Annotated in this window: 13 protein-coding genes; 12 read left to right on the plus strand and 1 reads right to left on the minus strand. The window is 50.3% G+C overall.

Annotation, left to right across the window (positions count from 1 at the left end):
- Nucleotides 1-51: 51 nt before the first annotated feature.
- From uvrB to VIS48_08695, 7 genes are read left to right on the plus strand one after another with little or no spacing between them, the layout of a single operon-like run.
- Nucleotides 52-2,067, plus strand: coding sequence for an excinuclease ABC subunit UvrB (gene uvrB / locus VIS48_08665; GenBank protein ID HEY9166217.1), 2,016 nt, complete (start codon nucleotides 52-54; stop codon nucleotides 2,065-2,067).
- Nucleotides 2,064-2,777, plus strand: a complete 714-nt coding sequence (locus tag VIS48_08670; GenBank protein HEY9166218.1) for a ComF family protein — start codon at nucleotides 2,064-2,066, stop codon at nucleotides 2,775-2,777. The genes uvrB and VIS48_08670 overlap by 4 nt, the downstream gene beginning before the upstream one ends.
- Entirely contained in the window at nucleotides 2,749-3,138 is a 390-nt protein-coding gene (locus VIS48_08675; protein HEY9166219.1) for a hypothetical protein, read from the plus strand. Before VIS48_08670 ends, VIS48_08675 begins: the two co-directional genes overlap by 29 nt.
- 37 nt (nucleotides 3,139-3,175) lie before the next feature.
- Nucleotides 3,176-4,144 carry a M28 family peptidase gene (locus tag VIS48_08680; protein HEY9166220.1) on the plus strand — a complete coding sequence of 323 codons (969 nt, stop codon included), beginning with the start codon at nucleotides 3,176-3,178 and terminating at the stop codon, nucleotides 4,142-4,144.
- Nucleotides 4,141-4,995 carry a 50S ribosomal protein L11 methyltransferase gene (gene prmA / locus VIS48_08685; GenBank protein ID HEY9166221.1) on the plus strand — a complete coding sequence of 285 codons (855 nt, stop codon included), beginning with the start codon at nucleotides 4,141-4,143 and terminating at the stop codon, nucleotides 4,993-4,995. The genes VIS48_08680 and prmA overlap by 4 nt, the downstream gene beginning before the upstream one ends.
- Entirely contained in the window at nucleotides 4,968-5,918 is a 951-nt protein-coding gene (locus VIS48_08690; protein ID HEY9166222.1) for a Ppx/GppA phosphatase family protein, read from the plus strand. The genes prmA and VIS48_08690 overlap by 28 nt, the downstream gene beginning before the upstream one ends.
- Nucleotides 5,915-7,228 (plus strand): RsmB/NOP family class I SAM-dependent RNA methyltransferase, encoded by a 1,314-nt coding sequence (locus tag VIS48_08695; GenBank protein ID HEY9166223.1) that lies wholly within the window; start codon nucleotides 5,915-5,917, stop codon nucleotides 7,226-7,228. The genes VIS48_08690 and VIS48_08695 overlap by 4 nt, the downstream gene beginning before the upstream one ends.
- On the opposite strand, the gene VIS48_08700 is transcribed toward VIS48_08695, so the two are convergent.
- Nucleotides 7,209-8,390, minus strand: a complete 1,182-nt coding sequence (locus VIS48_08700) for a cysteine desulfurase family protein (protein ID HEY9166224.1) — start codon at nucleotides 8,388-8,390, stop codon at nucleotides 7,209-7,211. The two genes, VIS48_08695 and VIS48_08700, sit on opposite strands and share 20 nt — an antisense overlap.
- 171 nt (nucleotides 8,391-8,561) lie before the next feature.
- Between VIS48_08700 and VIS48_08705 the strand changes: the two genes are divergently transcribed.
- The 5 genes from VIS48_08705 to VIS48_08725 all read left to right on the plus strand — a co-directional run bounded on the left by VIS48_08705 (nucleotide 8,562) and on the right by VIS48_08725 (nucleotide 14,212).
- The gene (locus VIS48_08705) at nucleotides 8,562-9,245 is read left to right on the plus strand and encodes a Crp/Fnr family transcriptional regulator (GenBank protein ID HEY9166225.1); all 684 of its coding nucleotides are present in this window, start codon (nucleotides 8,562-8,564) and stop codon (nucleotides 9,243-9,245) included.
- Nucleotides 9,246-9,276: 31 nt separating this feature from the next.
- A complete protein-coding gene (locus VIS48_08710) occupies nucleotides 9,277-10,110 on the plus strand; it encodes a PHP domain-containing protein (protein ID HEY9166226.1) in 834 nt (277 codons plus the stop codon).
- An 11-nt stretch (nucleotides 10,111-10,121) separates the two neighbouring features.
- Entirely contained in the window at nucleotides 10,122-10,586 is a 465-nt protein-coding gene (gene ribE / locus VIS48_08715; GenBank protein HEY9166227.1) for a 6,7-dimethyl-8-ribityllumazine synthase, read from the plus strand.
- Between the two features lie 8 nt (nucleotides 10,587-10,594).
- Nucleotides 10,595-12,841 (plus strand): two-component regulator propeller domain-containing protein, encoded by a 2,247-nt coding sequence (locus VIS48_08720; GenBank protein HEY9166228.1) that lies wholly within the window; start codon nucleotides 10,595-10,597, stop codon nucleotides 12,839-12,841.
- 135 nt (nucleotides 12,842-12,976) lie between these two features.
- Nucleotides 12,977-14,212, plus strand: a complete 1,236-nt coding sequence (locus tag VIS48_08725) for an aminotransferase class I/II-fold pyridoxal phosphate-dependent enzyme (GenBank protein ID HEY9166229.1) — start codon at nucleotides 12,977-12,979, stop codon at nucleotides 14,210-14,212.
- Nucleotides 14,213-14,258 lie beyond the last annotated feature (46 nt).

Below are 14,258 nucleotides of genomic sequence, written 5' to 3' on the forward strand. Positions count from 1 at the left end.
TCACTTTCGGATCTTTCGGTTTAGATTAGTGGGAGAGATGAAGCGCTTATGATCGGGAAATTCAAATTAGTCTCTGATTACAAACCGTCAGGAGATCAGCCGGAAGCGATTCGCGAGCTGACCGATGGTATCGTGTCGGGCCGCCAGTTCCAAACTCTACTTGGTGTGACGGGAAGCGGGAAGACCTATACCATGGCACAGATCATGCAAAACATCAACAGACCTGCGCTCGTCATCTCTCATAACAAGACGCTGGCGGCTCAACTTTACGGAGAGTTCAAGCAGCTCTTTCCGGAAAACGTCGTCGAATTCTTTATATCCTATTACGACTATTATCAGCCTGAAGCTTATATCCCGCAAACGGATACATATATTGAAAAGGACTCATCAATTAACGATGAGATCGACCGTCTCAGACTTCGCGCTACCAGCTCACTTCTTAGCGGCAGGAGCGACGTGATTGTCGTCGCATCGGTGTCATGCATTTACGGAATAGGGTCACCTTCGGATTACCGCGACGAGGTCGTCATTTTAAATAAAGGCGAGAAAATGGGAAGAAGACATCTTCAGGAACTTCTTATTGACAGCCTTTATTCGAGAAACGATGTTGAATTTCAAAGAGGTAAATTCCGTGTAAGGGGTGACGTGGTTGAAGTTTTTCCTGCCTACGAGGTCGACGAGGCAATCAGGATAGAATTTTTCGGCGACGAAATCGAATCGATGAAAACGTTCGATCCAATCACGGGCGTTCCGGTTTTGGAAATGGAAGACGTCTATATTTACCCGGCCCGACATTTCGTCACGAGCGAGGAAAACCTCTCACGGGCAGTCAAGTCGATTGAGAATGAGCTCGTCGAAAGATTGACCGACCTTCGAGCCATGGGAAAATATCTGGAAGCCCAGAGACTGGAGCAAAGGACGAGGTTCGACCTTGAGATGATGAAAGAGGTTGGATACTGCAACGGCATCGAGAATTACTCCCGTCACATCACGGGCCGCGAACCGGGCCAGAAACCTTACTGCCTTCTCGACTATTTTCCCGAGGACTTCATTATGTTCATCGACGAATCGCACCAAACTCTGCCTCAGGTCCGCGCGATGTACCAAGGCGACAGGTCGAGGAAAATGACGCTCGTCGAATACGGATTCCGGCTTCCCTCGGCACTTGACAACAGGCCCCTCAAGTTTGAAGAGTTCGAATCGATGATCAAGCAGGTCGTGTTCGTTAGCGCCACACCGAGCGAATATGAGCTGTCCAAGAGCAGCGGCGTTATCGTGGAACAGGTAATCCGGCCGACGGGAATCATTGATCCTGAAGTCGAGGTCAGGCCAGTCAAGAACCAGATGGACGATCTCATCCATGAAATAAGAAACCGGGTTGCAGTTAAGGAACGAACGCTCGTCACTACGCTGACGAAACGAATGGCCGAGGATCTCACCGAATACCTGAGAAACCTGAACGTTCGGGTGAAATATATTCACTCCGACATCGACTCGCTTGAGAGAGTGTCGATACTGAGGGATCTCCGACTCGGCGAGTTCGACGTGCTCGTCGGGGTGAATCTCCTTCGGGAAGGTCTCGACCTTCCGGAAGTGTCACTTGTCGCGATACTTGACGCCGACAAGGAGGGATTCCTCAGGTCCGAAAAGAGTCTCATTCAAACTGCCGGCCGCGCCGCCCGTAACATAGGAAGTAAGGTGATTCTTTATGCCGACAATATCACAAATAGCATGAAGAAGATGATGGATGAGACAGAACGCCGGAGGAAGATTCAAACCGATTTCAATGTTAAGCATAATATCAAACCGAAGTCGATCGTGAAATCGACCGAGGAAATAATCGCATCTACGGCTATTGCGGACGTGCGGACCGAGTCCGAGGAGAAAGCGAGGACCGGACAGCGATCGGTCGTCGCTGAATCTCAGCAGCGATACCTCAGCCAACAGCAAAGGGCCGAATTGATAGAACGCCTTACTAAAGAAATGTACCAGGCCGCGAAGGAGCTCGATTTCGAAAAAGCCGCTGAGCTGCGCGACGAAATTCATCGATTGTCGAAGAAGAATTGAAACCCACTGACGGACTCTCAAGGATTGCCGAATCATTCGTAAACTTCGTTTATCCTCCGTCATGCACAACCTGCTCCAGAGATCTGAAAAGGGGAGAATTCTATATTTGCAGCCGATGTTGGGACAGCTTCGAGCGTGTCGCGCGCACAGAAACCATCATCCAGGGCATCGAAGAAAAATTTCTGAGGGACGAATCCATCGACGCGATGGATGCAGTGTTCCTGTTCGGAGACGACAGTCGCGTCAGGACTGCCGTCCATCTTCTAAAATATAACGGTGCTGAAGCGATAGCGAAAAGATTCGGAGTCCTCATAGCCGCAAAGATCGCAGCCGATGTGAAGATGTCTTCTTGCGAAGTGATTGCTCCCGTTCCTCTTCATTCTGCGCGCGAGCGCGAACGAGGCTATAACCAGAGTGAATTGATAACGAGAAGCGTGGCGTGTGAGCTCCGGGTTTTGCATCTGCCTCGTCTTCTGAAGCGAACGAGACAGACTCAGACCCAAACACTGTTCGATGCCGAAGGGCGAAGGCGAAATATTGCCGGAGCATTTACGGTCGATGACCGGCTGGCAAATCGAGTCGCGGGTCGAAAGATACTCCTGGTGGACGATGTAATTACCACCGGGTCCACAATCAGGGAATGTGCCGGAGAACTAAAGAAGGGGGGAGCCTCGGAGATTTATGCCGCATCCGCCGCTATTACAGTCTGATATCAGAAAATTCATAACGGGGGTCGAAAACGTCCATTGCACCTTTCCGGACCCCGATCGAGCAAAAGATTTCCTCACGTCACTGTTCGGGCCTGCAGAACATGTCGATGGCTCGTGGACGGAATTCAAAGTCGCCGGACTCGATGTTGCCGTGACTTCAGCATCAGAGACAAAATTCGTGATCACGTTTACGGTCGAACGTCTCGAAGAGCTGCGAGATGTCCTCATTGAAAGAAAACTGGCTGAACCCCAATTGCAGACAGGAGATTACGGAAACTTCATAGAGATTTCGCCCGAGAAGGGCTTTTTCATCCATTTCTTTGAACCCAAGAAGAAATGTGATTCTATTGAAAGATCATAATTTTTGGATTTTCCTGCCCGAGCATTTAAACTCTCTTATGAAGAAAATTACTTTTGTCTTCTTAATTTCAATCACAATGCTTTCGTGCTCGGGTCGAAATAAGCAACAGGAATCAGACACGACTCAACATGTTGCTCAAATCCCCACAGTCCCCGTCCCGGTATTCGACGGTAAATCAGCATTCAATTATCTGGTAAAACAGACCGACTTCGGTCCGAGGAATCCGAACAGCAGCGGCCACGAACAGTGTCTGTATTATTTACAGAACGTCTTGTCGCAATATGCCGATTCTGTCGAGCTGCAGAAGTTCGATATCCCCGGCTATGACGGTATGATGCTCCATCTTACGAACATCATTGCTCACTTCAACATGAAGTCGAATAAGCGCGTCCTCCTCACTGCGCACTGGGACACAAGGCCGCGTGCCGATCAGGAGAAAGGCGGCGGTTCTGATAAACCTATCCTTGGAGCGAACGACGGCGCCAGCGGAGTTGCAGTCCTTCTTGAAATGGCTCGCGACTTCAAGCAGGACCCGCCACCGGTCGGAGTGGACATAATTTTCTGGGATGGCGAGGACTATGGCAAAGAAGGGAGCCTCGACTACTATTTCCTCGGATCGAAATACTGGGCCCAAACACGACAGCTTGCATACTACCCGATATTCTCTGTTAACCTTGACATGGTGGGAGACAAGGAACTCTCTTTGCCGAAAGAAGCCGGCTCGTACCAGTATGCTCCCGATATTGTCGATCTTATTTGGAACACGGCTGAAGAAATGGGCGTAAGTCAATTTGTCGATTCGGTCGGCGGAGCGATTTCCGACGATCATCTTTCTCTCCAATACATTGGGATGAAAGCGATCGACATTATCGACTTTGCGTACCCGGATGCGACGAACAAATACTGGCACACGCTCGAAGATACACCGGACAAATGCAGCAGTGAAAGTCTTACCGCAGTCGGAAAGGTACTTATGCAGGTATTGTATAGGAAAATTCCCATTTGAAAACAACGGCAGAGAAGTATTTTCAACTCAAGGTAACTTCGGATAGTTCAATCAACGATCTCATAGTCGGATTCCTAAGTGACGTGGGAGCAGAAGGTTTTATCGAGGAAGGGAACGAACTCATTTGCTATTTAGCGGAAGACAAGTGGAAGCCCGGTTACAAGGACGATTTAGTCGAGTTTCTCTCGAGACTAAAAGCGGAGAGGAAAATTGAAACTTTCACCGTGGATCTGTCCGAGGTGATGAACCGCGATTGGAACAGTCTCTGGGAAGAATCCATCGTGCCGGTCGAGGTAACCGAAAATATTGTCATCAAGCCGAGCTGGAAGACTTATTACGGCGCCGCAAAAATCGTAATTGAGATCGACCCGAAGATGTCGTTCGGGACCGGACACCACGAGACAACCAGAATGATGATCAAGCTCCTTGAGAAGTATGTGCATAATGGAAACACGGTCCTGGACATTGGAACCGGGACAGGTGTACTCGCGATCGCGGCTGTAAAGGTCGGCGCGAAAACATGTGTGGCGGTTGACAATGATGAGTGGTCGATAGTCAACGCCCGCGAGAATATCTCCAGGAACGGAGTCGAATCTGCGGTGGATCTAATGTTCGGAGAAGTGGGTAAAGTACCGGACAGACAATTCGATATCGTCATGAGCAATCTGAACAGGAATACTCTCATCTATATAAAATCGGAAATTGCACGGCGCTGCTGCGGACTCCTTATGCTTTCAGGAATTCTTACGCTCGATGAGAAATCTATCGTCGACGAGTTCGCGTCTGTCGGATTTAAACTGATTGAATCGTTGAAAAATGCCGAGTGGTCCGCGCTAGTCCTCAAGAGATGAGGTGTGCTTCAATTGATATCGGCACCAATACGATACTGATGCTGATAGGGGAAATCGGAGGGACATCGAATCTCAGACCGATTTCCGACTTCTATGAAGTTCCCCGAATTGGAAAAAGCGTCTCGTTGACCGGACGACTCGATCAGGCGTCGATGGATCGTGCATTGGTCGTGCTGAAGAAGTATGCCTCAATCGCTAGGGAGCAGGATGTAGAGAATATCTTCGCTTCGGCGACCAGCGCGGTGCGGGACGCGAATAATCGCGATGAGTTCATTCGTCACGTCAAGAATGAAACCGGGATCTCTGTCGAAATAATCGACGGTATTACGGAGGGAAGACTGGTGTTCCTCGGCGCGATGAGTGGGGCAAAGCAGGATTCTGTTCCGACGTTGGTCGTCGACATCGGGGGCGGCAGCACGGAGCTCAGCTACGGCGCAGGCACGACACCGGAACAGGTGCTGAGCATCGACGTCGGGGCTGTGCGACTGACGGAAAGATTTTTCAAGCACTTGCCGCCTCTTGAAATCGAACTCGAGGAGGCGAAGGCATTAATTGAAGATGCGATGAAAGCTTACCCGTTTTCGAAAATCCATCCGCGGCAGGTAATTGCCGTCGGGGGAACAGCCACAACCCTGGCTCTCATCGCACAAGGTAAGTTCAAGTTTGACATTGGGTCTGTCGAGCATTTTAAGTTGACCACATTGGAATTGGCCGACATTCAAAGAAAATTGAAACCGATGCGGCCCGAAGAAATTCTAAAACTTACGGAGGCGGCTGAAGGGAGAGCCGACGTGCTTCTGGCCGGTACGATCATATTGCTCAAGGTCCTTGTTGCTTCGAGGGCGGAGAGCTTTTATTCGACCGACCGGGGGCTGCGTCATGGATACTTGATTTCCCGGTATAACCGGCTCGTCGGTCGATGAACACGTCGTCACTCGCAGGTCACGCGATCGAGTTAGTCGACATTATTGTGAAGTCGAATTCGCCGGCCGACAGGATAGTTGCTGATTTCTACAAGGAGCGGCGATATCTCGGCTCCCACGACAGACGCTGGATCACGGAGAAAGTCTACAGCATCATCCGGAATTTCATCCTACTCAAGGAGTTGTCAACGAGCTGCGCACCTCATTCGGGTGCTTTCGGTGTCTTCATTGCGCATGAGCTGCAAATTTCCGATCTGAAACCGGACGTGATCTATCAGCAGTTCTCGAATCTCATCTCGTCTTATACCTTGAGTGGAGTCGAATTTGACATCGACATTTTTTCCAGATGCATTGCCGAGAGAATCGACAGAATCCGGAATTTGAAAGAGAGTGAATTCACTTTGCGTTCCTTTCCTGAATTTTTCGGAAAACTTCTGCCCGATAGAATCATACACGAATCTTTGGAACTCATGGATTCGCTCAACACCGAGGCACGGTTCAGCATTCGTGTGAACACATCCAGAATTACACGCGACAAAGTCATTGCGGAGTTGGAGCGAGCCGGCATTGGAGCTACTGCGTCCTTGATTTCGCCTGTCGGCATAAATCTGGACAAGCGCGTAAATCTTAATACGCTTCAACTCTTCAAGTCCGGAATGGTCGAGGTCCAGGACGAGTCGAGTCAGCTCGTGGGCTTTGTTGTAAATCCTCAGCCGGGTGAACTTGTGGTGGACGCATGTGCGGGAGGCGGCGGGAAGAGTCTAGAGCTGGCCGATCTTTCCGGCGGACAGGCACGGATATATTCGCTCGACGTCGAACCCGATCGACTCTCCACGCTTAAGTCGCGCTCGGAGAGAGATGGTTTCAAAAACATATCCGCCATCAGGGCGAACAGAAACAGCTTCGATCAAATAGAAAATCTTGTCTCGACGGCAGATAAAGTCCTTGTGGACGCGCCTTGCACGGGGAGCGGAACAATTAGAAGGAATCCGGACAAGAAATTCAAGCTTTCAGAATCGCTCGTCGAGAAAATGTCGGCTTATCAGTGCGAGCTAATCCGCCACTACGCACAACTTGTTCGGATCGGGGGAGTTCTTGTCTATTCAACCTGCAGCATTTTTGAACTTGAGAACCGTGTCGTGACCGCCGCTTTTCTTGAGTCGAACAGCACTTTCGAACAGTTGGATATCTGTGATATGCGACTTGAGGTGGATTTTTCTCAATTGGTTCACAAGGGGTGCATCGAGATCTATCCGCACCGGCATGACATGGACGGTTTTTACATCGCAGTCATGAGACGGGTGAAATGACTTTCTTCCTCTTTCCAATTCGCCTGACGATCCCGATGAAGTGATCCACCGCTGTCACCACTTCCTCTTCGGTTGTGAAACGGCCGAACGAAAATCTGACTGTCGCCATCGTGGTAGCATCATCTCTTCCAAGAGCTTTTATAACGTGAGACGGCTGGAGACTTCCCGAACTGCATGCCGATCCGCTCGAGACCGCAATCCCCTCGAGGTCCATGTTGATTATGAGCGCCTCTCCGTCGATCTCCATCTTGCTCGAATCGATTGAAACGCTGAGAATGTTCGGGATGGCGTCATGGCCCGGCGAGTTAAAAATTGCCTCCGGCACCTCTTCGGAGATTTTAGTCCTCATCGAAGTGTTCAGGCGAGATAGTCTGGTACTCTCGTTGCTCAGCTCAGCGGATGCAAGTTCGGCGGCTTTCGCGAATCCGACCGCCATGAAAACACTCTCAGTTCCCGGACGCCTGTTTCTTTCCTGCGCGCCTCCGTGGAGAAGCGGCTCCACGTCAACTCCCCTCCTGACATAAAGTGCTCCGATTCCTTTGGGTCCATATAGTTTGTGAGCCGAGAAGGAGGCCAGGTCAACCCCGCTCGACGTGAGGTCCAAAGGGATCTTGCAGAATGATTGGACTGCGTCCGTGTGAAGCAAGGCGCCTCTTGAGTGGACGATACCGGAGAGCTCGGACAATCTTTGAACCGAACCGATTTCATTGTTCGCATGAATAATACTTACCAGGATCGTCTCTTCCGTCATGACTTTTTCGATTTCTTCGGAGGAAACGAATCCTTCCGGATCGACATGAACGATCGAGACCTTAAAACCCTTTCTTCTCAGCGAGTCTGCTCCGTGGAGAATCGCATGGTGTTCTATTGACGAAACGACGATATGCTTTTTCCTGGTGTCTTCACACTTAGCAGCGATGCCCAACAAAGCAGTGTTGTCCGACTCTGTCCCGCCGCTAGTAAAAAAGAGTTCCGAACTCCTTACGCCGAGGAAGCCGGCGAGTTTATCGCGGCCGTTTTCGAGCGAGGCCTTTGCCTCTCGCCCGAATGCATGAATGCTGGAAGCGTTTCCAAAAGTGCCGTCGAGATACGGCGACATCGCGTCTATCACCCGCCTGTCGACAGGCGTCGTGGCCGTATAGTCGAGATATATCTTGTTCATTGAGTCTGTGTCGTTTTGAATATCAATATAAAACCATTTAAGTGCATTATTAGTTCAGGACTAAGGGACCGGGTCCGTTCTCTTCTGATTATATTGCTTTTGACTCCATGCGCATCTATATTTTTCGAGGAGTGAGCCATTTATGGAAAATAAATTGGTGGGATAACGGTCATGAGAGAGCCAGTTGAATTTCTAAAGAATGCTCCGATATTTGAGGAGCTTGAAGAGAGAGATTTCGCCCGGATAAGTGCCTGCGGTGTACGGAAGGCTTACAAGAAGGGCGATGTCATTCTCATGGAAGAGGAATCCGGATCCGCACTATTTGTCATCATAGAGGGCGAAGTAAAAGTTGTGAGGATCGGTGACGATGGTCGGGAAGTAATACTGAGCGTCCTCGGACCGAGCGACATATTTGGTGAAATGGCGCTCCTCGACGGAGAAGCACGCTCAGCAAGTGTCGTCGCGCTCGATAACTCAGAGCTGTTCATGCTCCATCGCAAGGATTTTCTCGCTCTATTACACGAGTATCCGACTATTGCAATTTCATTACTCAGGCACCTGACACAAAGACTTCGCAGAGCGGACGCTTTAATCAAGAGTCTCTCTCTGAAGGATGCCTATCACCGCGTGGGTTATGTCCTGCTTAGATTTGCCGACGACCAGGGGCGCATCAAGCAGGGTAAGGTTGAGATCGACAACCTTCCCGTTCAACAGGAAATCGCGAACATGGCCGGGACAACAAGAGAAACCGTTTCGCGCACCTTCAGCAAGATGGAGAAGCTCAAACTCATAACGGTCAGCGGAAATTCAGTAACGCTTCTTGACTACGAAGCGTTCAGGCAAAAGTTCACCTGAACAAGCGGCGGCGACTCCAGCAGGATTTCACTTGAGGATAGATCTTCATACTCATACAAATTCGTCCGACGGTGCGCTGAGCGTTAGCGAATTGTTTCGCAAAGTCAAGAACGCGGCGATCGATACTCTGAGCGTCACAGACCACGATACAGTGTCGGCTCTCGATGAATCGACTAAGGCTGCTTCGGAATTGGGCATCGAATTCGTCCCGGGGATTGAAGTGACTTCAAGGTATAAGAGTTTTCAACTCCATTTCCTCGGGTATTTTATCGACTATACTAACAAAAACTTCCTTGCTCGCCTGAGGGAACTTCAGGACGCAAGGATCATGCGGGCCAAAAGAATAATCGCGAAACTGAACAAGATAAAGATTCCTCTGAAGTTGGAGTCCGTAATTGAAAAAGCCGGCTTGACAAACTCAATCGGGCGACCGCACATTGCAAACTCAATGGTTGAGGAAGGTTTTGCCGAAAGTTACGATGAGGTTTTTAATAAATATATTGGAATCGGTCGCCCTGCTTACGAGGCGAATTACCAGTTTCCGCCGGAGCGTGCGATCGCTTTGATAAGTGAGGCCGGTGGTCTTGCCGTCCTGGCTCATCCGTCCCACTATGTGAGCAAGGACTTTTTGATCCGGCTTCTCAAGCTGGGGATGGAAGGAGTCGAGGTCATTCATCCTTCCCACAGCGATGAAGAGAGGGCGTTCTACTCGAAGTTTGCGGATGAGAATTCGATACTCAAGACCGGAGGAAGCGATTTTCACGGAGGACTCAAGAACGATGACGTTAACCTCGGAAAATATATTGTTAATGAGAGCTGGTTTTCCGCGATGAAGGAAAAAGTAGGCAGGTCGGTTCTCAGCTAAAGGAGAAATCATTGGTTACTTACGAAGGGAAGCTTGACGGGAGCGGGTTGAAAATTGCGATCATCGTCAGCAGATTCAACGGCCTTATTACCGAGCGGTTACTCAACGGGGCAATGGATTGCCTTTCAAGGCATGGCGTTGCGGATAACCACATTGAGATCTACAGGTGTCCCGGAGCATTTGAAATTCCTCCGACCGCGGCAAAAGTCATCGATCTGAAAAAGCATGATGCTGTGATTTGTCTGGGAGCGGTGATCCGCGGAGAGACGCCGCATTTTGATTATATCGCGGCTGAGTCCGCAAAGGGAGTTGCCTCGCTGTCACTTCACTCCGGTATCCCTGTCGTTTATGGAATACTTACGACCGATACGGTGGAACAAGCGACAGAGCGCGCCGGCGGAAAGTCCGGCAATAAGGGGTTTGACTCCGCTCTTACCGCGCTTGAAATGGTAAATCTGTTCAAGAAAATATCTTAGCATCTGCGATGAGAAAAACCGGAATCCTATTTTCTCTGGTGGTATTGTCATTGCCCGCCAACTCTCAAACTCTCACGTGGAAGAACCTGACGAGTATGTATGACGTCAATGACGTCACAATCCAGGGCGGAAACGTCTGGGCTGCTACCATGGGCGGCGTGTTTTCCTATTCGATTGCTGCAAAATCTTTCAAGGAGCTGACGACGACCGAAGGACTCTCCTATATCCAGGCGACCGCGATAGCTGTGGAAAAGGGAAGCCGAATCCTCGTAGGCGAAGCAAACGGCGCAATCGACGAACTTGACTCGGCCGGGAATGTCTTGCGAACGCAGCATGATATAGTCGCATCTGCGGCGCTGACAAAGGAAGTCACTAATTTCTACTTTACCGGCGACTCGATATTTGCAAGTACGCAAATGGGAGTAATCCTGATTTCTTACTCGACCTTTCAGATACTCAACAGTTACACCCACTTTGTCGCGGCGCAGAACACGAATGCGCGCGGAGTGGCCGTTTTCAAGAATAACATCTATGTCGCAAGTGATTCAGGACTGTCAGTCGCCCCTCGCTCGGGAGTCAACCTGTCTGCACCCGATCTTTGGCGAGTGAACGATACGCTTGGCCTGTCAGGCGGCACAAGTGCAGTCGCCGTCTTTAACGGCGCGCTATATGCGGGTACAGCCACTGGACTTTACTTCTCCGTCGACGGAGCCAATTTTCAGATCGTGAACGGCGTCACCGGAAAAGTGCTCGCGCTTAACAGTCAGCCCGCGTACCTTCTCGTCAACATGAATGGAACGTTGCTCAAGGTTGACCCGAGCAACAATGTGAGTACTATTTATAGCGGCGGCCCTGGGCTGACAGGCGTTGCGCCGGTCTCCGACTCTCTCTTCGCAGCCGCCAGCTCACATGGACTCGTGTTTTTGAACCAGACAGCTCAAACCATACTTCCTCCAGGACCGGCTACCAATATCATTTCGACTCTGGCTGTTGATGGAGCCGGCAATCTATGGTGCTCTACGCAATCCGATACGACACACATCGGAGTGGCATTCATGGAAATGAAATACGGAACTGCGGGTTGGATAAACTTCAACCAGAGTTCCGATCCTAAACTCCCATCCGCGAGCACTTATTTTCGGATCAGCGCAGTGTGCGGAAACCAGATTTTTGTCGGCACGTGGGGAAATGGTCTTGTCCTTTTGACCGGCGATACAATCAGCAAAGTTTTCAACTACCAGAACTCGTCGTTGGCCAGCTCACCCGGCAGCAATCCTGCCTACGTTCTCGCAGGGGATGCTGTCTGCGATTCGCATGGCGACGTTTGGGTGACCAATCCATATGCGTACAACAATAATCCATTGGACGCGTATTCCCCGCAAGACACGGCATGGTACTCTTTTAATAACCCGTATTCGCTGTCATCGGGATTTGCACCGATCGGCATCGATGCCTACGGAGGTGTGTGGACGGGCGATGCTCTCAGCGATATACACGGGGTTTATCACGGACTTTTTTACTATAACGCCAACGGCACTCTCTCGGACAGAAGTGACGATATCAGCTACTTGCTGACGCAGAGCACCGGCTTGATCAGCAACCACGTTAGCTCCATTTCAGTGGACAAAGAGAATCAGGTCTGGGTAGGCACGGATTTAGGCCTGGACTTGGTTTATCCGGCAGATCCTACCATTCCTTCCTCGTCACCGTCAATTACTTCTATCTTCTCGATGCTGGATCAATCCGTCAACAGCATCGACTACGATGCGTTGGATGACAAATGGGTCGCGACCAACACGGGAGTGTATGTCCTTTCACGGGACGGCAACACTCGTCTCGCGAGTTACGACGTAACCAACAGTCCGCTTCCTACCGACGTCGTGACTGCCATTGCGTGCGACAGGGCACACGGTGTAGTGTACTTCGCTACCTCTTTCGGAATAATCTCTCTTAAGACTGGTGTCGTAGAGCCGAACACAAATTTTTCCACCCTGAAAATCTTTCCTAATCCTGCAAAACTTCCGGTAAGGCATTCGATCCAGATTCAAGGACTTGTGGCGAATAGTCACGTGAAGATCTTTTCTGTGGACGGAAAACTGGTTGATGAGTTTGACGCCCAGGGCGGGAAGATCGCATATTGGGACGGATCAGATGCAAGCGGGAAGCTTGTTCCGACAGGTGTGTACATTGTCGTGGCATATTCACCTGATGGCAGCCAGAGCGCCGTCTCAAAAATTGCCATCGTGCGTCAGTAATCGTACGCAATTGTTTGGCGCGGGCCAACATCACCCATCTAGCATTCTTGAGTCTCCGGTTGCGATCCTCCGATCGGAAGCGGCCCAAAAACCTGCAATTGGTTTTTTTCTGGCCCTATTTTATATTAAAAAACAATGGAGACTATTTCCGAATCCGTACAAAGGAGGCATAGCCGATTGGACTTATTCCAAAAATGCTACGAATATACTCTGGCTGATGAAGTAAAGAAGCAGGGACTTTATCCCTATTTTCATCCATTTCAGGAGAACGAGGGACCGGTTGTTATAATAGACGGTAGGAAAGTAATAATGGCCGGCTCGAATAATTACTTGGGCCTGACAACTCATCCGCAGGTAATGGAGGCAGCGAAGAAAGCAATCGACAAATACGGAACGGGCTGTTCGGGATCGAGGTATTTAACCGGAACTGTCGATCTGCACGTTGAACTCGAAGAGCGGCTCGCGAAATTCATGAACAAAGAGGCGTGTCTGACCTATTCGACCGGCTTTCAGACGGCGGTCGGGGTCATCTCTACACTGGTTCAGCACGGCGACTATGTTATTTCAGACAGGGACAACCATGCTTGCATCGTCATGGGCACGTTGCTCTCGAAGGGCGAGATGGCCGAGCTGGTGAGGTACAAACACAACGATATGAACGATCTCGAACGCGTGATCTCGAAACTGCCTCTCGATTCGCCGAAACTCATCGTGTCGGACGGAGTCTTTTCAACTTCTGGTGACATCGTGGATCTTCCGAGGATGGTAGAGGTCGCGAAGAAGTATAAGGCGAGAGTGATGATCGACGACGCGCATTCGGTCGGCGTGATCGGGAAAGGCGGCCGCGGAACTGCAAGCCATTTCGGAGTCGAGAAGGACGTCGACCTCATTATGGGCACCTTCTCGAAGACCTTTGCCTCTCTCGGCGGATTCGTCGTCGGCGAGAGAGCGGTCATCAACTATCTGCAACATAATTCACCTGCGTTCATTTTCAGCGCGAGCCCGACTCCTGCGTCCGTTGCCGCGGCAATAGAAGCACTCAAGATACTTGAAGCCCAGCCCGAGCTTGTAGATAAGCTCATTAATAATGCCAGCCGTGTGAGAAAGGGGCTGAAAGATCTGGGCTTCACCGTTTTGGAAAACCGTACCGCGATTGTTCCCGTGATAATCGGCGATACTATGAAGACGCTGCTGTTCTGGAAGAAACTCTTCGATGCCGGGGTGTACGCGAACGCGTTTGTAAGACCGGGAGTACCACCTGGCCTGGAGATGCTGCGAACAAGTTATATGGCTTCCCACAAACCTGAGCACCTGGACAAAATCATAGAGCTGTTCGGCGCTATCGGGAAAGAGCTGGGAGTCATTGACTAAGTAAAGCTTTCCACTTTAAAAGTTCATTTGCCGTAGCACGAGGAGA

It is taken from the genome of Candidatus Kryptoniota bacterium, assembly GCA_036567965.1.
In the GTDB taxonomy this organism is placed as follows: Bacteria; Bacteroidota; Ignavibacteria; order Kryptoniales; family JAKASW01; genus JAKASW01.

What these genes read in the sequence shown, in the direction of transcription:
- VIS48_08720 (HEY9166228.1), top strand. Translation starts at nt 10,595, where the DNA reads ATGAGAAAAACCGGAATCCTATTTTCTCTGGTGGTATTGTCATTGCCC.
- VIS48_08680 (HEY9166220.1), top strand. Translation starts at nt 3,176, where the DNA reads ATGAAGAAAATTACTTTTGTCTTCTTAATTTCAATCACAATGCTTTCG.
- VIS48_08695 (HEY9166223.1), top strand. Translation starts at nt 5,915, where the DNA reads ATGAACACGTCGTCACTCGCAGGTCACGCGATCGAGTTAGTCGACATT.
- VIS48_08675 (HEY9166219.1), top strand. Translation starts at nt 2,749, where the DNA reads ATGCCGCATCCGCCGCTATTACAGTCTGATATCAGAAAATTCATAACG.
- VIS48_08725 (HEY9166229.1), top strand. Translation starts at nt 12,977, where the DNA reads ATGGAGACTATTTCCGAATCCGTACAAAGGAGGCATAGCCGATTGGAC.
- VIS48_08705 (HEY9166225.1), top strand. Translation starts at nt 8,562, where the DNA reads ATGAGAGAGCCAGTTGAATTTCTAAAGAATGCTCCGATATTTGAGGAG.
- VIS48_08700 (HEY9166224.1), bottom strand. Translation starts at nt 8,390, where the DNA reads ATGAACAAGATATATCTCGACTATACGGCCACGACGCCTGTCGACAGG.